General features: G+C 43.5%; 17 protein-coding genes and 3 pseudogenes. 8 read left to right on the top strand and 12 right to left on the bottom strand.

What is annotated here, in order from left to right; genetic code table 11:
* Positions 1 to 72 precede the first annotated feature (72 nt).
* The 5 genes and pseudogenes from JI735_RS16580 to JI735_RS16565 form a co-directional block, all read right to left on the bottom strand.
* Positions 73 to 1698: a response regulator transcription factor gene (locus JI735_RS16580; protein ID WP_039833096.1), complete on the bottom strand. Its 1626-nt coding sequence runs from the start codon at positions 1696 to 1698 to the stop codon at positions 73 to 75.
* A gap of 3 nt (positions 1699 to 1701) precedes the next feature.
* Complete coding sequence (locus tag JI735_RS35850) at positions 1702 to 2568, bottom strand: sensor histidine kinase (protein ID WP_233476432.1); 867 nt, start codon at positions 2566 to 2568, stop codon at positions 1702 to 1704.
* Positions 2565 to 3452, bottom strand: a complete 888-nt coding sequence (locus tag JI735_RS35845; protein ID WP_233476431.1) for a cache domain-containing protein — start codon at positions 3450 to 3452, stop codon at positions 2565 to 2567. Before JI735_RS35845 ends, JI735_RS35850 begins: the two co-directional genes overlap by 4 nt.
* Before the next feature lie 319 nt (positions 3453 to 3771).
* Positions 3772 to 4371: a hypothetical protein gene (locus JI735_RS16570; protein ID WP_039833098.1), complete on the bottom strand. Its 600-nt coding sequence runs from the start codon at positions 4369 to 4371 to the stop codon at positions 3772 to 3774.
* Between the two features lie 207 nt (positions 4372 to 4578).
* Positions 4579 to 4860, bottom strand: a pseudogene (locus JI735_RS16565) (sigma-70 family RNA polymerase sigma factor); the annotation flags it as partial.
* A 356-nt stretch (positions 4861 to 5216) separates the two neighbouring features.
* On the opposite strand from JI735_RS16565, the gene JI735_RS16560 reads away from it, so the two are divergent.
* The 6 genes and pseudogenes from JI735_RS16560 (at position 5217) to JI735_RS16535 (ending at position 13046) form a co-directional block, all read left to right on the top strand.
* Complete coding sequence (locus tag JI735_RS16560) at positions 5217 to 8327, top strand: amidase family protein (RefSeq protein WP_233476430.1); 3111 nt, start codon at positions 5217 to 5219, stop codon at positions 8325 to 8327.
* A gap of 221 nt (positions 8328 to 8548) precedes the next feature.
* Positions 8549 to 8923: pseudogene (locus tag JI735_RS37370) on the top strand (response regulator transcription factor); the annotation flags it as partial.
* A 1-nt stretch (position 8924) separates the two neighbouring features.
* Entirely contained in the window at positions 8925 to 9788 is an 864-nt protein-coding gene (locus tag JI735_RS16550; protein WP_202677586.1) for a HAMP domain-containing sensor histidine kinase, read from the top strand.
* Positions 9789 to 10103: 315 nt separating this feature from the next.
* Positions 10104 to 11263, top strand: a pseudogene (locus JI735_RS16545) (alpha/beta hydrolase).
* Between the two features lie 116 nt (positions 11264 to 11379).
* On the top strand, positions 11380 to 12333 hold the full coding sequence (locus tag JI735_RS16540) for an ABC transporter ATP-binding protein (RefSeq protein ID WP_202677585.1): 954 nt from the start codon (positions 11380 to 11382) through the stop codon (positions 12331 to 12333).
* Entirely contained in the window at positions 12330 to 13046 is a 717-nt protein-coding gene (locus tag JI735_RS16535) for an ABC transporter permease (protein ID WP_202677584.1), read from the top strand. The genes JI735_RS16540 and JI735_RS16535 overlap by 4 nt, the downstream gene beginning before the upstream one ends.
* 484 nt (positions 13047 to 13530) lie before the next feature.
* Here the strand turns inward: JI735_RS16535 and JI735_RS16525 are convergent, their stop codons facing one another.
* Positions 13531 to 15750, bottom strand: coding sequence for an MMPL family transporter (locus JI735_RS16525; RefSeq protein WP_039835176.1), 2220 nt, complete (start codon positions 15748 to 15750; stop codon positions 13531 to 13533).
* A 238-nt stretch (positions 15751 to 15988) separates the two neighbouring features.
* On the opposite strand from JI735_RS16525, the gene JI735_RS16520 reads away from it, so the two are divergent.
* Positions 15989 to 16138: a hypothetical protein gene (locus JI735_RS16520; RefSeq protein WP_202677582.1), complete on the top strand. Its 150-nt coding sequence runs from the start codon at positions 15989 to 15991 to the stop codon at positions 16136 to 16138.
* An 85-nt stretch (positions 16139 to 16223) separates the two neighbouring features.
* Entirely contained in the window at positions 16224 to 17141 is a 918-nt protein-coding gene (locus JI735_RS16515) for an IS3 family transposase (RefSeq protein WP_233476427.1), read from the top strand.
* Positions 17142 to 17448: 307 nt separating this feature from the next.
* On the opposite strand, the gene JI735_RS16510 is transcribed toward JI735_RS16515, so the two are convergent.
* The 6 genes from JI735_RS16510 to sigK form a co-directional block, all read right to left on the bottom strand.
* Positions 17449 to 18102: a response regulator gene (locus tag JI735_RS16510; protein WP_039834874.1), complete on the bottom strand. Its 654-nt coding sequence runs from the start codon at positions 18100 to 18102 to the stop codon at positions 17449 to 17451.
* Positions 18099 to 19292, bottom strand: coding sequence for a sensor histidine kinase (locus tag JI735_RS16505; protein WP_051051710.1), 1194 nt, complete (start codon positions 19290 to 19292; stop codon positions 18099 to 18101). The genes JI735_RS16510 and JI735_RS16505 overlap by 4 nt, the downstream gene beginning before the upstream one ends.
* 477 nt (positions 19293 to 19769) lie before the next feature.
* Positions 19770 to 20093, bottom strand: a complete 324-nt coding sequence (locus tag JI735_RS16500) for a hypothetical protein (RefSeq protein WP_039834872.1) — start codon at positions 20091 to 20093, stop codon at positions 19770 to 19772.
* Positions 20094 to 20137: 44 nt separating this feature from the next.
* Positions 20138 to 21781: an Mbeg1-like protein gene (locus tag JI735_RS16495; RefSeq protein WP_051051709.1), complete on the bottom strand. Its 1644-nt coding sequence runs from the start codon at positions 21779 to 21781 to the stop codon at positions 20138 to 20140.
* Positions 21782 to 21806: 25 nt separating this feature from the next.
* Complete coding sequence (locus JI735_RS16490) at positions 21807 to 22568, bottom strand: SDR family oxidoreductase (protein ID WP_039834871.1); 762 nt, start codon at positions 22566 to 22568, stop codon at positions 21807 to 21809.
* 729 nt (positions 22569 to 23297) lie between these two features.
* Positions 23298 to 23999, bottom strand: coding sequence for an RNA polymerase sporulation sigma factor SigK (sigK, locus tag JI735_RS16485; protein WP_039834869.1), 702 nt, complete (start codon positions 23997 to 23999; stop codon positions 23298 to 23300).
* Positions 24000 to 24125 lie beyond the last annotated feature (126 nt).

The following is a 24125-nucleotide window of genomic DNA, read 5'->3' as shown; positions in this document are numbered from 1 at the left end:
TCCACACCTTCTTATTGGGTTATGGCTTAATTATAAGGAGCTGTCTGCAACTGCTCTGCCGTTTTTATAACCTCAGTCTAATCGTTTTGTGACCTTGCGATATTCCTGAGGATTAACGTCAAACTGCTTGCGGAACATTTTAGTGAAATGCGAAAAATTACTGTACCCTACCTGTTGCGCTATCGAACTGACAGACATATCCGTTGTGTCCAAGAGTTCGCGGGTACGGTTCATCTTCACCGAAATCAGGAAATCAATAAGGTTTTGGCCTGTCTCTTTTTTAAACAGCCTGGAAAGATAGGCTGGGTTCAATCCCACATAATCAGCGACACTCGCTCTTGAGATCTCTTCCTCTACATTTTGCTGGATGTATCGAATGGATCGTTCAATCACACCACCCTTTTCCTGCCGCTCGAATTCTGTTTCCATGACGGCTGAGACGATCCCCTCTGCCCAATGCCTGTACTGAAGCAGTCCCCGAATATGGGCGGTTGTCCAGTCTGAAAACAGGACAATACTTCCTGCATTGATTCCTCTTACCTGCAGGAAGTGGTATATAATCTGCATTGTATCCTGATGCAATGCATCCAGATTTCTTCCCTGAAAGCAAGGATTGGCTTCCAATTTCTCTGTCAGGTTATGAATAAAGCGGACAGCGGACTCACGCTTTCCGCTTAGCATATAAGAGATCAGGTCATCGAGCCGGATGTCATCCAAATTAGGTGACAGTAATATCTGGTCTTGCGGCAAGTATAAGAGCACCGATTGCGTCCTTGAGATATTGTCACGCTCCATAATCTTTAAGCTTTCGCACATTCCCGGCAGCTCTTGAAGGGGTTTGAACGAGCCGACATAGCAGGTTACTATACTATAGAACAACTCCTGGCATGCCTTAATAAAACGTTTTCCCATGGCAGTGAGCTTCTGAATTCTAGGCTTCTCAGCCGCCCGTTCTCCTTCTTCCTCACCTTTGGCGTACAGCAGAATGAACAAAACCCCGCTTTTGTCTGTGACTGCCTCGCCTTGTTGCTCTTCTGTAAAAAATTCCTCCGATGCTTTCTTCACAGCATATTCCATGATTTCCTGATCACGCTGATTTAAGGGTTTGCTCCACTCCTCAATGCTGATTAGAATGGGAAGCACCAAATCTCCAGTGGTTAACCCTACGCCGGCACCTGCCAGCTCCCGTTCAAAAAAATCCCCGAAGGACAGGATGCTGCGAGACAACAGGTCCTGCCAGAAACGCTCCACACGCTTCGGCTTTTCTTTTTGCCACAGATTTAGATACTTATGGTACATTTTATTGTAAGACTCATACTCTTCCTTCTCGCGGATGGCTGCAATCATACCCGATACGGCAGACAACAGTTCATCTGAGTCAACAGGCTTCAGCAGGTAATCAAAACTTCCGAGGTTAACTGCTTTTTTGGCGTAGGAAAATTCGGAATGGCAGGTCAAAAATATCGATTCCGTCCAGGGAGAGTGCTCCCTCACCCAGCCAACCAGCGAAAGCCCGTCTTCATCGGGCATCTCAATATCGCAAATCAGCAAATCTATTTTTTTATCATTTACAATATCCCTGGCTCTGTCTGCTCTATTGGCCGTCAAGACCTCTTCTACCCCAAACTCCTTCCAGTCGCAGCAATAGAGAATCCCCTCTACAGCGAATTGTTCATCATCTACAATTAATAATCGCATGGCTTATCGTTCTCCTTCTGCATATTCAACGGGCAATATCAGACGCACACGGAATCCGGTCGGCTCATTTTCGCTGAAGTAAATGTCAGCTTTCTCCTGATACCGCATGGCCAACCTTTTTTTGACATTCCAGATGCCAATATGCCCGTCCTCCGTTCCGGGTGTGTAATCCGGTGAATTTAATTCCTGTAGTTTCCGGGCACTGCTGCCTTTTCCGTTATCCGCGATTTCAATGATCATAATATCGGCCTCTTCTTCTGATTGGACTGCCGATATCCGGAGATTGAACGTCTCTGTTTTCAAACTTATACCGTGAAGCATGGCATTTTCTACAAAGGGCTGAATAATCAAGGAAGGTATAGAGGCGCCGCTAATCTCTTCATCCACGGTAATCTGAAAATCAAACGATTGCTGGTAACGCATTTTTTGAATTTCGAGATAATTGCGGAGATGCTCCAGTTCTTGTCCCAAAGTAATGCTGTTATCCTTGATCTGAAGCATAAAACGGAAATACCGCACCAGATGGCGTACTGTCTTTTTTACCAGTTCATAACGTTTCAGGTCGGCAAGCTGAAAAATGATATTGAGTGTGTTCAGAAAAAAGTGCGGATTAATTTGCATTTGCAAATGCTTCAATTCTGCTTTTTGTGCGTTTAACCGTTCCTCGTATACATCAATTTTCAAGTCTTGAATTTCCACAACCATGCTATTGAACGCTTGATTCAGTGCTTGAAACTCCAACAGGTTAGAAGAAGGAAGCTGGGTTTCCATAGACCCTTTACGGATGCGGTGGATGCCTCCCAGCAAATCCAGAATCGGGCGGATGACCATACGGCGAAAATAATATAAGTAAACCAGCAAAATAATCAAAACAAAAAGGGAAGAACATTAATAATCATCTGGAAGATATTCAATCCCTGAAGCAGCTCTGAATCGGGAATGACCACCGAAAGATTGATCCCCAGGGCGGCTGACTGGCTGGACACAACGAATAGTTTCACGCCATCATGCGAAAAAGAAAACGAAGAATTCCGGTTCAACTTCTCACGCGGCAGCTTGAAGTCGTAGCCCATTGTTTCTGAAGGACTGGTTAAGATATTCCCTTCATTATCCACGATCAGAACATCGCCGCCGGATTGCAGGTTTAGATTGCCCAGCGGTGAGCGCATGGAGTCGATTCGGATAAGCGCGCCAATATAGGAGGGATCGCCCAGATTATTGCTGACTGTCCGGTTTAAATAGTAATCCCCGGCAATCTTAACGATTGTCCATTTGTACTGGAGTGGTTCTAAATAATCTTCATTGTGAACCCTGTTCGTAATCCAGGTCCGTACCTCATCCATATAATCCTCCGTCGTTCCTAATACATTGGATAGTGTCAACGTATCATTGACGCTGGAGTGTAGATAAAACATGTCCACGCTATGATAATATGCCTGATAGGCTTGATTTCTTTGCATAATCCCCATACGGGCAAAATAATATTCGGAATCTGTCAGCCCTGGACGATTGAATTGAAGAAAATTCACGTCGTGATCGACAATATCCACCAGATTAATCGTAATGTCCTCCAGACTGCTCTCCATCATTTTCAGATTGGAATTTACTAAATTCTGATAGGATCTGGATACCTGATCCAATACATTAGCCTTGGCATAGTACCCCCCTGCAAACAGCACAGAGAGGAGCGGAACAGTTATAGCGGCAAACAGTTGAATAAGCCTTACACCCAGTGAGTTTTTCCTGTTTTTCATAATGTATCCTTTCTGTGGCCAGGATCATCTTTTCTTACCTGTAGAGATAGTGCAAGCACAACGTAAACGTTTACTCCAATGAGTAAAACTATATCTTTATTGAGAACTTCCTCTCCCCATCCGAAAAAATTGAGTGCAATATGTATACGTAAACGCTTACCTTAAAATTATCCTGTTTATTTTTTCTTGTCAATGCTTACTTTCCCCCTCTAATAGTAACATCCTGGTTTCTAAAACTACCGGGACGATAAGCTGCTTAGTTTAAAAACAAAAAGCAACTCATCCGCAGACGAGTTGCTTTTTAATCGCTTATTGTTAATTACCGAGAGACTTTGAACGAGCACATTCCCTCCTCCGACATATGAAGACTGTAGGTAATATTCCCGATTTTAGCCGTCCTCCAGCTAGCCTGTTTAGGATCTAGTCTTGGCGTGTGGTCAAACATAGCGATCACTTCTTGTTGTTCCTCTATTGTGGCATCAGGTGAAAATATCGATAGTAGCGTTTCTATAGTCAAAAATATTTCTACTCCCCCATCACCCTCAATGCCATTTTTCTTCATATCATCTAATGTTTCTTGCGGATAGTACATGTATTTTTGCTGATATACGATGTTTCTCAAGCTTTTATCCACATTCATTACAGCGGTCATCGAACCATATCCTCCAAGACTGGCCTGTAACTTAATTTCTCCATACTTCTTTATGATCGCATAGGATTCAATCGGTCCAAGCTTGGATTTCTTATTGTAATGATTGATAAAAGCGTTCGTACTGCTGTATATGTGTGGTTCCGTCTGAATCACCTTTGAGGAAGCTTTGACCGTTGCGATCGCCAAGGGATGAGGATGCTTAAGTGCAGCTGCAACAATAGTAGTGCCGATTATAATTGTCATCACCTTTAACCATTTGCTCTTCATGCTTAACTTCTCCTTTGTGGTCTAATAAAACAGAAATCCCTTTTACCTGTAAAAAACTCACTTCTTAAGGACTTCCATAGGGAAATAATGTAAAAATACCGCCTTCATTCTTCCTATTATAAAGAAACTTTGGACTTCTTTCAATAAACTGAAGTCCACGAAGATCCTTTATCTACGGTTGTTTTTGGTAGTCTACAATCGCCATACTCACCGCTTCGCCTTATAAAACTCATGATACAGCTTCATCAGCGCCCTTTTCTCTATCCGTGAAACATAGCTCCGCGAAATCCCCAGCTCCTTCGCAATCTCCCGCTGCGTCCGCTCCTCGCCCCCCGTATCCAGGCCAAAGCGGCCGACTACGACCTCCTTCTCCCGGTCATCCAGGATGTCGAGATTGCGGTAGATCTTGCTCTTCTCGATCTTCAGATCGACTTCCTTGATCACATCGTCGGCCTCCGAGCCAAGGATATCTATAACTTGATCCTCATTTCAATTTTGCCCCATTCAGGTAATTCATTTAAATACTATTTTATTCCACTTCTATCTGTTTCAAGAATAAATTCTCCTTCAGCTTTATGAGTCCCCTTAACTGTTGTTTATGTATCCATAGTACTAACCTTTACCAAGTATATCCAAAAGCATCTAGAACAATATATAACATAAAGCGTTATATATCACGCCTTAAAATTGCCATTTATATTACACATTATAATAATTATAGTATTTTCTCTTTGTTGAAAACTCTAAAAATAGTTCAATTTCATATTATTCATTGACTGAATTAATATACAATGTTATATTACCTAACATTATTAATAATATACATAGGAAAAGGAGATTGCCAAATGAATAAGTTAAAACGTCTGCGTAAGACTAAAAGGCAAGTTATGGCTACTTCCATTGCGCTATCAGTTATGGCTTCGGCAGTGATTCCGTTTCAAACCGCTGATGCTTTAACCCGGGTGACTTCACAAAGTGGCACAGTATGGGAGATTCACGATGCTTTTGCTCCCAGCTTAGACACAGGAAGTTTACGTACAGTGGGTACTACACAAGTGCAAGGCTTCGGTAATATCTTTGTTAAAGTGTCATCTCCTTCAGCTTCACTGATGAATGGACAGATGATGCGCGGGTTCGACCTGAAATACGATGGCGTTAATAGATTCACTTCAACTCAATCTGTAAATCTGGGAAATGTCACAGTCACCCGTGATGTGTATGTAGATACTATTAATAATAGAACGAGATTCTTTGATACTTTTACTAATAAGAATGATATGGCTGTAAAGATTGATGTGTCTTTCGGCGGCTCTTTAGGATATGGAACAGCGGCAAATGCTTCTGTAGTCAAGGCAACCTACTCCAATGATCTGGAGGTGACGACAGACGATTCATGGATTGTTGTCGATAGCAGTGCCAAAAACAATAACCCCCTAGGTATTGCAGTTGGATCTCCATATCCGTTTCATAATGGATTAACTGCTCTGGGGAATCAGCAGCAGAATCCATTCACGACACCCCTGGCTAAGTCCGGAAATGAGGCGAATTTCTATGGCTTCATTAATACCTTAAATATTGAGCCGGGTCAGTCCAAATCCCTGGTGCATTTTGTACAAGTTGGAGAAGCTGGCGAAGCAGGGCTGAACAATCTGGTTACCACGCTTAATGGACTTAATCAGCAGCTAGATGTATCTGGATTAACCCATGCACAAATCAGGTCCATCAGTAACTGGGATATCTCTGCTATAGAGGGGCTGGATACCGGAGATAACCTGGTTATTCCAGATGCCCCAGCAGCCAAAACATTCGTCACTTCATCCCCCTATGATGTTGTGAATAAATCAATTGCAGAGATGCAGCAGGATATGATCAATGGAAAAACGACTTCTGTACAAATTACTCAAGCGTATTTGGATAGAATCAAGGCGTACGATGAGGGGCAACTCGGATTCCATGCCTTCCTGCACGTATCCGAAACTGCGCTAGCCCAAGCCAAAGCTGCTGACAATGCCCGTGCACAAGGCGCAAAAGGTGATCTGCTGGGGATTCCGATTGCCATAAAAGATATTTATGACACAAAGGATATGCCCACTACAGGCGGCAGCAAAGCGCTTGAAGGCTGGCGGCCTGAATCCGATGCCTTCCAGGTGAATAAGCTGCGGGAAGCTGGCGCTGTCATTATTGGTAAAGTAAATACTTCTGAGTTTGCAAATAGCGGAAGCTTTAGTGAAAGCGGCTGGATGCAAACATGGAATGCGCTGTATCCATCCAAAACATCTTTTGGCTCAAGCGGCGGATCGGCGGTATCTGTTGCAGCCGATTTTGCAGCAGCAGCCATGGGATCACAAACAGGGGTATCTCTCTATGCACCTACGACAGGCGCCAGCTTAAAAAGCTTCCGTGGTACAGACGGTATGGCCAGTACTACAGGTGTACTGCCGCTCACTTGGGGACAGGATTATGCAGGTCCCATTGCCAAAACAGTAACTGACCTGGCCATTATGTTGAATGCTACAACGGGTACAGACCCACAGGATATTTTCACCGTGACTGCTGATGCAGATCATAAGCGTCCGGTGAACTGGAAGGAAGCTCTGGATGCCAATGCATTGAAAGGAAAGAAAATCGGATATATCCCCTCATCCTTTGTATCTAGCTATGCTGATGATGATACTGGACAAGCGGTAAAGGATAAGTTCTCTGAGCTTCAGGCAGCGGGTGCAACAATGGTTGAAATGTCAGCAATACCTTCAGCTCCCAGCCGTCCTTCAGGCATTAATGGATCTACTGAAGGCTGGGCGCGCTATATCGAGCTTCATAAGAACTTCCCTTACCTGGATGGAGCAAGTGTGCTGGCTTCAGATAAGGTGCTTATCTATAATCAAAGAGGATATACTCAGCCTGCGCGGATGACTGAACAGGCGGTACAGGATTACATCAAGTATAGAAGCGACTATAAGGAAGTGATTAAAGGGTGGATGGACGAGAATGGCGTGGATGCTGTCGTTTATGCAGGTTTCATTAGTGACGTATATAACAATGACGCAGCAGCTTCTCAATTAAGCTCTGACCGCAACACAGGCGTATTAACGTCTAATGTCGGTCTCCCTACAGTAGTGGTTCCTGTAGGAACGAACGACAGCGGATATTCGATCTCTATGCAGCTTGTGGGCAGAGCATGGGACGATGCAAAAGTTTTAGGTATGGGCTATGCTCTTGAGCAACAAAGTCAAGCCAGACTGCTTACAGCCTTTGCTCCAGCACTTCAATACGTTCCAAGCCCTACTAATCCTGATCCAACAGATAATGGAACAACTAATCCAAATCTAGGTACTGGAGAAGGTCCAGTGACTCCTCCAGCAACAACAACGCCTACACCAACACCGGCTCCTACAGCACCTGCAGAAACAACAACACCAACACCTAAGCCGGAAGTTGTCAGTTTTGCAGATACACTGAATCATTGGGCGAAAGCAAGCATTGACCTGCTTATTGCTAAGGGATTACTAACGGGTTATGCCGACGGAACCTTCCGTCCGGATTCAGGTTTGACCCGTGCCGAAGCGATTAAGGTCATTGCAACGTACATGGGACTTGAAGGACAAGCTAGCAACTTTACTGATGTATCTTCAACGCATTGGGCGAATAAGTATATTGGTGCAGCTGCCGGATCAGGCTTGATGAACGGATATAGCGATGGAACCTTCCGTCCGAACGATAAGATTAGCCGTAGTGAATTAGCAACACTAATCACCAGAGCCTTCAAGCTGACGGGTACCGGAAACACCTCATTCAAGGATGTACAAAGAAATGCATGGTATTATGATTCCATTGATGCACTCGCCTCCAATAAAATTATTACCGGATACGCAGACAGTACATTTAAGCCTGGACAAGATATTACCAGAGCAGAGTTCGCCACAATGGTATCCAGATTATCGGAAAACTTGAACTAATGAAGCTCCATTCAAAGATTACAGAAAGGGCCATCCCGAAAAGGATGGCCTTTAACTGTGAAATCGCCATACCCAATCCGTCCAATCAAGAGATCTGCGAAAGTTTGCATCAACCAGATTAAGGAATTATGATTTATATCACGTCCGTTTGCTTCTGGGAGGTAGTCAAATGCCAAAAACGATATTAGTAGTAGACGATGATGAAGAAATCGTGAAACTCATCAATCCGGTCCTCGTATAATGTTCCCATTCTGTTATTAAGTGCACGGGATCAGGATATTGATAAAATTGTCGGTCTTGAAATCGGCGCAGATGATTATATGACCAAACCTTTCAGTATTCAGGAGCTGGCCTCCAGGATAAAGGCTCATTTCCGGAAAGTGGACAGGCTGCATAAAGAGTGGGGCGAACTTAGTCCCACTAAAGAAAAGGCTGATGCTCCGCTCATTTTGAATGATAAAACGTTTGAAGCCTTCCTGTACAGCCGGAAGCTCGACGTTCATATCAAAAATATCCGCAAGAAACTGGGCCCTGAACATAACTTTATTAAAACCATTTGGGGCATAGGCTATAAATACACAGAAAGAGAGCAATAGGATGAAACTGAAAATAAAGCTTCCCCTATTATTCCTGCTGATGCTGCTAATTCTTATGTTTTCTATTGGTTTGTATTTAAAGTTTGTCTTTGCAGTATACTCTCCTATACGTACCACCTTGCTGGACTCACGATATATAGCCTTGCTGCTGCCCATATTCGCCATTGCTGGTTGCATATTTTTTATTCTGATCATCTATATTCATTTTCGCATAGAGAAGCCCATTCGGCGTCTGAATACCCGGCTGGGGGAAGTAAATGTGGTCCATCCCCTGCCTCCGCTGGCTTTGAAGCGTAAGGACGAGATCGGAGAACTTTATAAGCACTTCAATAAGATGGAGCATAGGCTTCAACTCGCCCACAGAGAACAAACCGATATGATTGCAGCCATCGCCCACGATTTGAAAACACCCCTGACCTCTATTAACGGTTTTACTGAACTGCTGGCTACACACAAGGATTTACCCGAAACTGAAAAGCAGGAATATTATGAATTGATTCAAAGGAAGTCAGCATATATGGTTGAACTCCTCAATGATTTCTCAAGCTTCACCAAAGAAAAACTGGAGCTCGAATCCATGATAGCTAAACCTGTAAAAGCAACAGAATTATTTGAAGACATTGCTTTTGAATATGAATACGAGCTGGCGGGACTTGACATCGAACTGACTTGCCGCCATTCTTTCACGGACAGTATAGGGCTAACGGTCAATGAACCGATGATCCGCCGGGTGTTCGGCAATCTCTTTAGCAATGCTGTAAGATATTCTATTATTGAACATCACGGGGGCGAAATTGTTGCCTACTCCTCCGAATATGGCGGTTTGGGGATCAGATTCAGCCTTCCCCTGGCGGTACAACGCTGATTTTATTTTTGCACTCCTTCTCCAACAACAAAGCTACAGGCTGTTCCCGGGTGTGGACCCAGGTAACAGCCTTTTTTTGTTTTTTAAAATATAAGGATTTATATGTTTCACGCCACAAATCATCCTTATATTTCTCGCTGAAACGATACCGTCCTTTTAAAGGACGGCGAAGCCGTTTCTGCTTGGCAGTTTATAGTTTTTTATATTCTCTTTAGATCTATTTATTTTTCTTTTAAAGAAGCTTCATCTTTGGATGTAAAAATAAGTTGTAGCAGAAAACTACAATCACTGGAACTTAAGAAGGAGGAAGTCGAAATGTCAATTGAGTTCAGCCGCTGGCCTAATAACTACATGATGTCATACCAGGTTACCAAAGCTTTGGGTATGGCAAGCCTTGGTGCTACAGACGTCACTGAAATCTATGAGGCCTGCAAAAAAATCGACCCCGATGACAAGGCTACGTGGCACAGGGAATGGCTCATCACCGCTCAGGCACTGGAAAGACACGGCAAGGAGGCAGAAACGGCCGGAAACTGGTATACCGCACGGAACTGCTACATTCGTGCCTGCAATTACTACAGAATCGCAGAGTATGCAGTGATGGATGATGACAATGAGAAAATCCGTATCTTTAAAAAGGTGAATGAACTTTTCGAGGCTGCCGGAACATACTTCGAGGTCCGTCCGGAGAAGATTGAGGTCGATTACGAGGATGTCAAGCTGGATGGATACTTCTTCTCCCCTTCCTGGATAGAAGGTCCAAAGCCGACCGTATTTGCACTTAACGGTGGTGACGAGTGGTCCATTGAAAACTATTTCTGGCTGGGTCCTGCCTTCATTTCGTGTGGATATAACTTTTTGGTCTATGACCAGCCCGGCACCGGCCTCTCGATGTACGAAAAGGGGAAGGGGAGACGGGCGGACAGCGAGGCCTTTCATTCCCGGGCCATCGACTTCCTTCTAACCCGGCCGGAAGTCGATCCGGATAAGATTATCGTGCACGGGGAGAGCTTTGCGGCTTACGACTCCCTGCGGTTCGCTTCGTTCGATCACCGGATTGCTGCCGTCATCTCCGACGGCGGTACGCATGCCTTCGACTGGAAAGCCATGCTTTCATGGATGCCGCCAAGTCTGGCCGCACACGGCATGAGAATTCTCGGGGCAGAAAGCCTGGAGGATTTTGCGGGAATCCGCGTTTTGCCTATGATCTTGAGGGCGTACTTCACCAGATTCAATGTCCGCTGCTTGTCATGCATGGAGCGGAAGAGATATTGGTTCAGCCCAATCCGCTAACACAAGCCTTGAAGAATTACGAGCAGGCCGGTTCGCCTAACAAGACATTCTATGCGATAGAGGATAGACGGCTTGGCGGATTAGAACACTGTCAGGTAGATAACATCAACGTGCTGCATGAGGTAGCACTGAATTGGCTCTGCTCCATTGGGCTTGGGCCAGCTGCGCCCCGCCAATCTTAGATTGTCATAACATCATCAAGCAGTAGATTTATTGAAACATTTTCGATGGAGCTTGTTCAGGAATGTTGTCCTTAGATTCCTGTATAAGCTCTCTCTTTATGGAGGAGTTAAAGGTTATGCGAATTTTATCAAAGAAAAAAATAGGCAGCACGCCTGCTATACAAATTGACGGAGTGCATAAAAGGTTTGGCGACTATACCGTATTAAATAATCTTTCGCTGGAGGTGAACCGAGGAGAGATCTTTGGATTCCTGGGACTGAATGGCGCCGGGAAGACAACGACCATCAAGATGCTTCTGGCTATGCTGAGGCCAACCTCCGGTAAGCTCTATATGTTAGGTGAAAAGGTCGATGCCGGAAATTATAAATTATGGAGCAAGGTCGGATATTTGGAGGAGGCTACTTTTTATCCTGATCTGACTGTAACGGAGAATCTTGACATCGCAAGACGCATGCAAGGGTTGCCGGACAAAGATGCCGTACATCAGGTGATCTATAAGCTGGGGCTTGAGCCGCACAAAAAGAAAAAAGCAAAACATCTCTCTTTGGGAAACAAGCAGCGCCTGGGACTTGCGAAGGCGATGATTCACGATCCGGAAATTCTAATCTTGGACGAGCCCATCAATGGCCTTGATCCCGCAGGCGTGGCGGAGATACGGAATATGTTATATAATCTGGCGAACAATTTCGGCATTACGGTTTTTATATCCAGCCATCTGTTAGAGGAGCTCTCGAAGGTGTCTACACGGATTGGAATTATTCACAGCGGCCAGCTGGTTAAAGAAGTCGCAATGGATAAGCTGGAGCAGTCCTTAGAGAAAAGCCTGGTCGTGAACGGCCGGAACAAACCTGCCTTAAAGAAGGTGCTGGAAGAGCATGGCTATGCCTTTGAGGATACCCCGGACGGCTCTATTAAACTAACCAATGAACATGCGGCAGATCATCCTGAACGGCTGGCCGAACTGCTCGTTCAAAGCAATCAGCCGCCAACGTCGCTCCGGGTAATTACGGAGGATCTGGAAGGATACTTTCTCCGCACCATCGGAGTCAACAGGGGGAATAAAAGATGAATATTCTATCTGTGTTACATTGTGAGATTCGCAAGATTATCCGCTCCAATGTGTTCTGGATCATGTTTTTGGTTTTAGGCTTCGGGCCCGTCATGATGGGCGTCGGAAATGTATTATCCAGTGACGCCGGCGGTGTACAGTGGGAAGCGTATTTAACCGGATTGCTGGATACGCTTGCCCCGCTGGGACTGATCGGATACACCTTTGTTGCGGCATGGGTATTCGGACGGGAGTTTTCGGATAGAACCATTAAAGATTTGCTGGCAAAACCCGTGTCCAGAGCGAAAATTGTATTGTCCAAATTCCTTGTCATTTTAGCATGGTGCCTGTTACTTTCCATCTATATGTTTGCCGTAGGTTTTGCCGTAGGAGCAATCCTGGGCGTTGAAGGCGGGTCCGCCGCTTTCATTTGGAGCTTATTCATTAAGTTCCTGATCACCTCGCTGTTGTACATTTTTGTGACCGCACCAAGCATTCTTTTGGCTAATGTGACCAAGGGCTACCTGGCACCCCTGGGGCTCATCCTGATCATCGTCATTCTCTCCAACGTGTTGGCCTCTTTTGGATTTGCCCCCTATTTCCCCTGGACCATCCCGTCGGTATTTCAAAGCACCGGTTCTCTACAGCTGAGCAGTATAGTCATTCTTGCGTATACGGGGATAATCGGAATAGCCGGAACTTTTGCCTGGTGGAGATATGCGGAGCAGCCATAAACAGGGAAAGCAACACCTGAACTGTGACCCGTAAGATGGAAACTTTGAAAAAAGTGAACCTCTTACGGGTCACAGTTCATGATGGGAGAATGGCTGATCTTTTGACCTTTTGCGGTTTTGAAAATTTGGGGTATGGGGAATACAGATTTCCACCTATCAAATCTTTAGCTGATATAAGTCCTTCCTCCCGCCTTCTAATATCTGACTTTCTAAATTTTATTGATATGGACCTTGATGCTTTTCGTGTTTTTCATACGTATGTAACAATTGAACATGGAGATCATATAGGTCTTTACTTGATTCGCCACCTGGGTTCTTACTGTAGGGATGGCATACACATTGGAATAGATCAAGAATCCGTATGAGCTGAACACAGCCGTCTTCGCAGAAATCTATGCACGTACGAATTGCATACAGAAACAGCAAGCACAGGAGACATCAAACATTCTGTCTCCTGTGCTTGCTTTCAATTTATTAATTCATTCTATTTAACTGGTCTAGGGAAAATATCACTAGAAGCATTCCTACTATTATGTTGCCGGTTCTCTGCAATTTTCATCACTTCCTCACCCTCAACATCAAGATTTGGCAGTATTCGGTCTAACCACTTTGGCAGGTACCAGGCAGCTTTACCCAATAGTATCATCACACCGGGAACAATGAGCAGGCGGACAATAAAAGCATCAAACAAAACTCCGAAGAGAAGCGCAAAGCTCATTACTTTAATACTTGGATCGGTGGTCATCATGAATCCGGCAAAAACCGAGATCATTATGAGACCCGCAGCTGTAACAACACCTCCGCTATGGCGAATTCCAGCCAGTACCGACTTTTTAGCATCTCCATTCTTTTTGTAATCCTCACGCATCCTGCTGACCAGAAATACTTCGTAATCCATAGCTAGTCCGAACAGGATACCTACAACCATAATAGGGAGAAAATTCAGAACTAACGATTCTCCATTAAATCCGAATAGTTTTTGAAAATGTCCGTCCTGTACAACATAGGTTATGAATCCCAGTGTAGCACCCAAAGAAAGGACAAAGCCCAAAACCGCTTTGATAGGAACCAGAATGGAACGGAATACCATCATCAGCAGGAGAAAAGCTAAACCGACAATAATGAGACAGAATTCAGGTAATGCCTCGTTAAGCTTTTGGGAAATATCAATATTGATGGCTGTGCTTCCGGTTACTTTAAGCTCCACATGATTCTCTTGGGCAATTTCTTCAGTATGACTACGAATCGTCTTAACCAGCTCTACCGTTTTTACATCTGCATGGCCGGTAGCCGGAATCACATTAATTAAAGAGAGGTTTCCTGAGGCTCCGGTAACGGCAGGAGCAACAGTACCGATATTCGGGTAGGTCTTAAGTTTTTCTACTGTTTTAGCTAGATTAGCCTCAGCCTCTGGACTCCCATCTGTCTTGGCTAGAATCATCAGCGGATTATGGTAGCCAACGCCATATGCCTCTGACATCAGATCATATGCTCTTCTCTCTGTCTGACTCGTTGACTTCAGTCCGTCATCCATAGTGCCTGTCTCCATGTGTAAGAATGGTACCGACAATGTTCCGAGCAGAGCAAGGCCAAAGATTACTGTCAGCCATGGACGTGCAGTAACAAATCTTCCCCATCTATTACCGCGATCCTTTTTCTTAAGGTGAAGGATAGCCCTATCAGAGCGTTTATTTTGCTTAACTTTGATCCTTCCTCCCATCATATCGAGAACAGCAGGCACTGTGATAATTGCGATTAAGACAGCGACGAAAATGCAGAGCGCAGCGGCCAGACCCATTGCCGTTAGAAACGGAATGTCCACAACTGTCATTCCGGCAAGACCGATTATCACTGTAATCCCTGCAAAAACGACTGCGCTGCCTGCTGTGCCATTAGCGATTGCTATTGCTTCTCTTCGCTCAAAGCCTTGAGCCAGCTGCTGACGGTAGCGGGAGATAATAAACAATGCGTAATCAATACCCACCGCCAGACCAATCATGCTGGCTAGCGATAAAGCAAACGAAGGAGTATCAAGAAAATTGGAGCCCATAATGATCAACATTACACCAGTTCCCAAGCCAATGACTGCCGTTAGAACCGGAATAATCCCTGTAAGGAAAGATCCAAAAGCAAAGGTGAGTACAACAAGTGCAATCAGGACACCAATACCTTCTGTAGCACCGCCGATTTCCATCTTAACAAAACCAGATCCAGTTAATTCTGCCTGCAAGCCGGCTTCCCGAAGGGCTTCCGCGGCATCAAGCACATGTCCCTTTGATATTTCAGTAACATCAGCACCTGATGTATTATAAGATATCGTTGCATAGCCGATCGTGCCGTCAGTATTTAGTGACTGGTTTTCGTATGGGCTGGAAACAGCTGTCACCGCCGGATCCTTTTCCAATTCGTTGAGTTCAGTGATAATCAGTTGTTTTGTTGTTTCAGTAGATAACGTTTCGTTAGCCGTTGCTTTCATCACCAGTTGGATTTGTCCGCCATTGTCGATCATGGAAGGAAACTCTTGGTACATCTGTCCCATCGTTTCGATTGACTCGAGTCCGGGAATCGTAGTCTCTTCATGAAGTTTAGGTCCCATCGACATGGCCAGTATTGAGGATATCAGCAGGACCATAATTGATCCAATAATTACCTTAATCCTATTCTTGGCCGACCAAAACCCCAGTCGATATAACATTTTAGCCATTTCAGTACCGTCTCCTCTGTTCTATATCTTTAACTTGTCCTTATTTTACATTTTGGGAGAATGTTTAACATCGTCCAAAAGGGCATCGGCCCTTGCCCTTTTGGGCTGCCCCTTAACATACTGATTCAAGTGGAGTAGTAAGCATAAGAACCCCCACTCTATATGAAGTGCACCCCTTAGAATAGACATTGGAATAAACCCCTGGTTTATCCGATGAATTCTAGGGGGTGCATTTTTTATGCCAGCGATTAAAGGAAAGAAGTCTAAAACGTATTCTTATGAAACAAAGCTGGAGGCAATACGTCTTCATATGGTCGAAGGTTGGACCTATCGTAAAATTATGGAGAAGTTCGAAATTACAGACAGACATCGGTTAAAACATGGATGAGGAAATACCGGGAATTGGGAGAGTTCGGACTTGTGGACCAGCGAGGACGGCGAGAACAATATGTCGATCAAGAAAGACAGGTCAAATGGCTCAAACAGGAGAACGAAATGCTAAAAAAGTGCTTGGAAATCTGGATGCAGGAGATGAAACAGAGCGGTATGTAACGATTGAGAGAGCCTCAAGTGAATATCCGGTTCGTCATTTGTGCAAAGTGTTTGGGGTCTCCAGAAGCGGATATTACGCCTTTCTAAAGCGCAAAGCATTCGATCGGGACCGAGAAGATAGAGAACTTGTGAAGAAGGTTTACGAGCACTACAACGGAGTTTACGGATACCGACAGATCCAGTTATTCTTGCTGCAGGATCACGGAGTCTGGATGAATCATAAGAAGGTGCTACGGCTCATGCAGGTACTTGGAATCCGGTCACGAATAAGGCGAAAACATCGCTGTAATTACGCATCTTCGGACGGAGGGCGAGTCGCTAAAAACCTACTGAAGCGAGATTTCAAGGCGGATGCTCCTAACCAAAAATGGGTTACCGATGTGACTCAATACCGGGTGGGAGAATCGTGGCTCTATCTTTCTGCGGTGAAAGATTTGTTTAACAATGAAATTGTAGCCTACCACATGAGTCAGAAAAATGACAATCCACTGGTTCTACAGACCTTTGAGAAAGCCTTTAACAAGACAAAAGACGTGACCGGACTGATCGTTCACAGCGACCAGGGATTCCAATACACGTCTCATGCATACCATGACATGCTGCCAAAGGTTGGCGCCCGAATCAGCATGTCCCGCCGAGGAAATGGTTATGACAATGCCTCCATGGAGAGCTTCTTCTCGCATCTCAAAACGGAAGGGCTCTACCCTTATGATATCCGAAATCTGGACGAGGCACAAAGACGAATTGAAGCCTATATTCAATTTTACAACCAGTATCGACCGCAACGAAGACTAAATAAGCTGCCTCCGGTGGAGTACCGGAAGCAGCTTACAGCCTAGGGTCTTTTTTCAGTGTCTACAAAATAGGGGCTTGACCAATATGAGTGGGGGTTCTTATGCTGCTGCTATATACGGTACTATTGTAATTAGCCGCTGGAAAAACCCTATAGCTTAGGGCTTAAAATTGATTTATTTTGCAGATGCTCTTGTTCCCATCGTTTTTACTCAGTTCATTTTGCTCGTTTATACAGAATCTGCGAATGCTATGGAGAGTAGCGCTTTTCTAGGATGTTCGTTAGTGCCATAATATTTGTAACAGGCGCGGTGGTGGTTATAAAACATTAACTTTACTTAATAAGCACGATCATTAATTATCCAAAATCCCCCGCTCCAATGCAACAGCTACCGCCTGAGAACGTGATTCCACTCCAAGTTTATTATAAATCGTTGTTAAATGAGCTTTAACGGTACGTTCGGAAATGCCCATATCCAGGGCAATCACTTTGCTTTTTAGCCCACGGGCAACAGCTTGCAGAATATGTGTTTCTTTGTCACTCAAGCTGTTGGCTTCATTAGAAGCGTAGACCCGTCCTTTCTCCTGGGACCTTGCTGCAATTACGCGTTCCATTATATCTGTCGACAGCAAGGTTTCCCCACGAACAGCTGATTCAATATTTCTGAACAGATTCTCACGGCTGGTATCTTTTAATAAATATCCCTTTGCCCCTATAGCCAGCCCGCCTATCATTAGATCATCTTCGTTATAGGTCGTGAGGATAATAACTGGAATCTTAGATCCTTGCTTCTTTAATTCCTGCATGGTTTCCAGGCCGCCCATAACTGGCATATTTAAGTCCATAAGAATCACATTCGGCTGCAATTCCGCAATTATAGGCAACGCCTCTAACCCGTTTTCAGCCTCACCAATGACTTCGAATTGCTCATTTGTTTCGAGAATCAGCTTTAGGCCTTCACGTACTACAAAGTGATCGTCTACAATTACAATTTTATACACCGTCATATACGTTCTCCTTTAGTTAAGGGCGCTGCAAATTTAATAGTGGTGCCTTCGGAAGTACTGTTCATATAAACTTCTCCGCCAATCAGCCTTACCCGTTCTTTTAGTCCCAATAATCCATAGTGTCCGGCGTCCTTGCCGATATCATCTGTTTTAAAACCAATGCCGTTGTCTCTAATTTCAACGATTAACTTGTCGTTATGTGAAGAAACCGATACGCATACTTTATCAGCCTTGGCATGACGGGCAATATTAGTAAGACATTCTTTAATAATGTGTAAACTGTGTTCCATCTGCAGCCTGGATAATCTTTTGTTCAAACGATAATCCTTTGTAACGATGATACCGGTAGCTTCATTAAAATGCTCGATTTCATCTGCTACCGCCTCTTTGAAGTCTATCTCCGGAGCCGATTTTAAACGTAAGTTGTCAATCGCTCTCCGGGCTTCAGCCAGCGTCCGGCGTGCCTGCTGCATCGACTGACCGATGATTTCATGTGCCCGCTCTGTATGATTTTGTGACATATGTGCATCTGCAGCCTCAAGCCGCATAATGAGTCCGGCAACTCCCTGCGCCAGTGTATCATGCAAGTCCCGCGCCATACGCTGGCGTTCATTCGCAAGTGTTAATTCCTCTACTTTTTCATGCGCTTCCCTTAGATCCTCAAGGAAACTCTGAATTCTAAGCCGCTCCTGTACTTGCTTGAAGAATAATATTGCATAAGCCAGAACAACAATAAGCATCAGGATAAAAATAGGAAGAAACACGAGTAATTCATCCGTATCTCCCACAGTCAAAGCTGAATCAAAAAAGACAATAATACTAATAAAGGAAATAAAAATGACCCGCTTCACCCGAAACGAATAACCAAGGCTCTGGGCTATCAATATAGGCAGCAGTCCAACTAAAACAGCCTGATAACCGTCACGCATTAAAATGGCACAAAGATAGACCAGAACAGCTTGAATAGAAAAGTATATCCAGAATGTTTTTTGTGTGATTCTGTAAGAGTTCCAATGCAACAACACATGAAGTGTAAATAAACCTGTAAATACAGCACTTTCGAGAATTAATGGATCTTTAAGAAATTGCAGTACTATTGTTCCGGCATACACAATGGATAACCATATTATAGTCGGCAGCCTTGAGGCGAACAGCTCACTGATGCTTTGCATTCCGTTTTTTTCGTTCAACATAACTCCCCCTTATGCGGGTCCTCTGTTAACTTAAATTCTTCCATGGAATTCATTAATTGATACATTAGTTTAGCCTGATTCTCCATAGATTCCGTAGTCCGATTCATTACCAGGTTTATCTTCGGTAAACTTGAGTTAATTCCACTCGTATATTTTGAAGTTTGTTGAGAGGTACCTGTTATCTTGTCTTTCACTATAGGTAAGCATTTTTATATTACTGGAACTTTATTTAGTGCTCTGCTTATATTATCATTCCCATTGAAATGCAGCTCATTAGATAAATCTCCTTTACCTAGTTGCTCTGTAAAAATATATACTTTTTGAAGTCTTTTTAAGATCCGCCTAGTAAAGAAAAATGATAATGAGAACTGATATTAGAACACTCAAACCATAGGAAACGTAGTCAGACTATCCGTAAATACCCGTACATTTTTCATATGAAGCCTCCTAAACAAGCTGGACCATAGCTATATCCTACATTTTAATAAATATAACTTTAAATAAGCCAATTCCAAGATACTTTGTATGATCTGAGGTTGTAAAAACAGAAAAGAACAACCGGTTTTTTCTTTTCGTTGTTGATTCTATTAAAGGTTCATCAATTAGCTTCGTAACGTTTGACAAAAAATCACTTTTAATCAGAGTATGTTCACCTACGTTGCTTAATTTATACTCCACAAAGTCTCCTTTATCCGGATTATACAAGGCAAGTATTGCAAAGAAAATTACACTCAGAATTAGAAGTTTGTTGTTAGTATTTATTGTTCTATCGTTTCCATTGAATTGCGGATTAAACATACCTTTCCTCCTCAAATAAAAAGGTCATGAAGAATTAAATTCTGTCACGACCTTAGTCTATGCTCCTTTTGCAACCTGTTTTGGGCATTCTCATACATCGAATCAATCATCTCAGCAACTCCTGAGAGAATTAAATAAGTTGCCATAAAGTAAATGAATATAGTCTCGATATGATTGGCAGTCACCCACGAAACGATTCCGAGCAACAATGAAATAACAGAGTTCGGTAGCAACACCCATTTTTTGCTTTTCATATTCGTTGTTTTCAGATATTGATTAAAGTTCAGATAAGCATTTACTAAAAATCCAAAGCTAAGCAGCATATGTGTAGATACGGAAAAGGTATTTCCCTTCAATAAAATAATTGAGGATAATCCCAAGAGTAGTAAGTATAACTTGGATGTGTGTTTCCAAACAGGTACATTATTTTTAACCTTTTTAAGATGACGGACATATTTGAAAACAGAAAATGAAAAAATTGAAAAAAAGAACAGTGAACCGAGAATTCTAAATGGAAATTCGGGATTCTGCATAAAAAACAATCCTAGTAGTGCAACGCAGGCACCTTTTATCATTGTCTTGGATTTAAGAAGAGCGACTATGTCAATTTTTCGACACCCTGCAATAACAGATTTAAAAAATATCGATATGGCTGCCTTTGTCTTAACATCTGAACTACCTAAAGCAAATAAGATGGATTCAAAACCGTCAACCCCGCCGTTGGGCAGATCTGTCACTAAGTTTGCTCCACCCGCTCCTAAAGCATCAAATAAGTCACTCGTAAAGGTTTTTCTCTGTTCAAAATCAACATTTTCGATCCAGTTATCAATCATTTCATTTATTAATTTACAGCGATTGATTAAGTCACTTTTTCGGACAAATGCACTGCCTTCGACTTCCCAGGTCATGGGGTGATGTTGCATTAGACCTGTTGCACAGCTTCCAATAATGTTTGAGGATGTTTCGGTTGCCGTAAATAACATACCTATTACACTAAACTCAGGTACAATTTGAACGGTTCTATCTTGAATCTTTTCAATATTCGTAGCCCATGGTAAATCCTTACAAAATCCAGGACCATCGTTATTATAGATTTCCAGAATCCGTTCTCTAACAGAATCAGCGCACATCATGGAGGCATACATCGCAAGATTCCCGCCTTTAGAATGGCCCCCAACACGATACATCTTCTGGTTAGGGGCTACGACTGTTTCAAGATAGGCCAAGGCCGAAAGCTGGGCAGATACTGTCTGAAAACTAATAGTAAAGTCTTCTCGCCATCCCAAAATGGAATTATCTGTTCCACGGTAAGCAACATAAAACGTACCATCATCTAGTTCTATAAGTAGTGCGGAAAACTGCATAAGTTTAGCTTCATCCATAATATCAACAAAGTTTGAGAGCTTTGCATGTTTAAAGCGTTCTGATTGTGCCATTTCTTTGAGCAAAGCATTATCCACAATGGACAAGCGCTTCAAACGCTCTATATCTACCTCCTTTTGATTTTTAAAATAAGAATCGCAGGCTTCCTCCACAGTAATACACTTGCCTTGACCTATACCCGGAACAATTCCCTCAAGATCAAGGTAGGATAACGCCGCCAATACCAGGTTGTCAACTTCGTTAAAAGGGCGTTCTTTGAGGCTAATATCGCCACGCCATCTTAAATAGGATAGAATATTCCCCATACGTGCACTCCAAAAAATCCTTCATTTAAAAGCCTGCTGTCCAGCCTGCGTCTGCCGTAATTACAGCACCGTTGACGAAGCTGGATTCATCTGATGCGAGGAATAACGCAACCTGAGCAATTTCCTCCGGCTGTCCGAGACGGGGAATTACACCTTTAATCACCTTTGTGCGTGCTGCACCTAATTCATTCACATTTGATATTGTATTGACGATATTGGTCATTGTGGCTCCAGGCGCTATCGCATTGCAGCGAATCCCCTTCTGTGCATACATAAAACCAGTATTTTTTGTAATACCAACCACTGCGTGTTTGGAAGCTGTGTAAGCAACACCGGCATGAGCTCCGCTAAAACCGCCGGTTGATGCTACATTAACAATAATGCCATTTCCTTGTTCCAGGAATATAGGGATCGCTTTGCGAATGGCCCGCATTACACTTTTCGTATTCACATCAAACATAAGCTCCCACTTCCCATCCAGTACATCGCCAACTGGTGCCATATCATCCATTATTCCAGCATTGTTGACCAGAATGTCCAGCCCCCCAAAGGTAAAAATCGCCAGATCAATCATCTCATTAATGTCACTTTCGTGAGCAACATTCGTTTTAACAGCAACGGCTTCGCCTCCAATACTATTAATACCAGCTGCAACCTCTTCCGCTCCAGCTAAGTTCAAATCGGAGACAATTACCTTAGCCCCCTCTTTAGCGTACAACTCGGCGATCGCTTTACCCATTCCTGAAGCTGCACCTGTGACAACTGCTACTTTATTTTCTAAACGCATATCTTTTTCCTCCTCATGTTGTTTATAGCTTTATGATACAGGACGTACTGTCTTTTAACATCGTACATAGGGGCAAGACCCTCTGCCCTTTTGGGCAAACGCGATAACAAATCATCCGTGAGTTCAAATAAGAAGATTCGATGATTCATATTAAAAATAATACAATCGATCAACTGGAGCCCCCTAATAAAATTGCCGCTCTATATGCAGCTTGGTGCAGATGAACGAATGGGATATCTGACCGGTGTGGACATTATTTGTGATGGTGTATGTATTGCTGGGGGTGCTAGATTATTGGAGGTAGGTACCTTACTATAAATCTATGAAGTACTTCCTTATAACTATTTAAAAGCGGATATTATCCTTAAATTAGGACGATACCCGCTTTTAACATTCATCATTCCAAATTCAATTGAAATACTTCTCAGAACACCACTTCACTACAATCGCTCTTTCCTGCTCATGTATTTTCACTAGCTGATTCAAAACAAAAATCTTTTGAACTAATCTTCTGTCATAAAAAACTGTCTTTTGAAATAATTAATTTCTTTTTGATGTTGGCCTTGATGCTGTTCATGTTTCTCCTACGTATGTAGTAGTTGAACATGAAGATCATATATGTCCTTGCAGCACATTTTAGTGAAACTCCCTTTGTTGTATATTCTGAGATTAGTTAAAGCATATTTATAATAAAAGCAACTCATCCGTAGACAAGTCGCTTTATAAAACTCACCGCTTCGCCTTATAAAACTCATGATACAGCTTCATGAGCGCCCTTTTCTCTATTCTTGAAACGTAGCTCCGCGAAATCCCCAGCTCCTTCGCAATCTCCCGCTGCGTCCGCTCCTCGCCCCCCGTATCCAGACCGAAGCGGCCCACCACGACCTCCTTCTCCCGGTCATCCAGGATGTCGAGATTGCGGTAGATCTTGCTCTTCTCGATCTTCAGATCGACTTCCTTGATTACATCGTCGGCCTCGGAGCCAAGGATATCTATAAGTGTAATTTCATTACCTTCCTTATCGGTTCCTATCGGATCATGCAGGGATACGTCCTTGCGCGTCTTTTTCAGCGATCTCAGGTGCATCAGGATTTCATTTTCGATACAACGGGCAGCAAAAGTAGCGAGCTTCGTCCCTTTGTTCGGGCGGTAGCTCTCGATAGCTTTTATTAGCCCGATGGTGCCGATGGAGATCAGGTCCTCCATGTCTTCGCCGGTATTGTCGAATTTTTTTACTATGTGGGCGACTAAGCGCAAGTTGTGTTCAATTAACAAGTTACGAGCCTTAGCATCTCCCTCCGCCATCCTCCCTAAGTATTTGCTTTCATCCTGTTCGGAGAGCGGCTGGGGAAAAGCATTGTTCCTTACGTAGGATACCAGCAGTGTCAGTTCTTTGATCAGCAGCGCTATCGTGCTTATTATTCCTGGCAAGTTGGCGACACCTCCCGCACATGTACAATGAAACCGATCTGTAGTTTGAACTACGGGTTCATGGTCCTTTTATTGTATGTGGGTAAGCGCCTAGAAGTGCCTGTACAGGGGAACTTATTTCTTCTT

The sequence above is a fragment of the Paenibacillus sonchi genome (assembly GCF_016772475.1).
In the GTDB taxonomy this organism is placed as follows: Bacteria; Bacillota; Bacilli; order Paenibacillales; family Paenibacillaceae; genus Paenibacillus_AQ; species Paenibacillus_AQ sonchi.
This window is presented reverse-complemented; position numbering and strand designations above follow the sequence as displayed.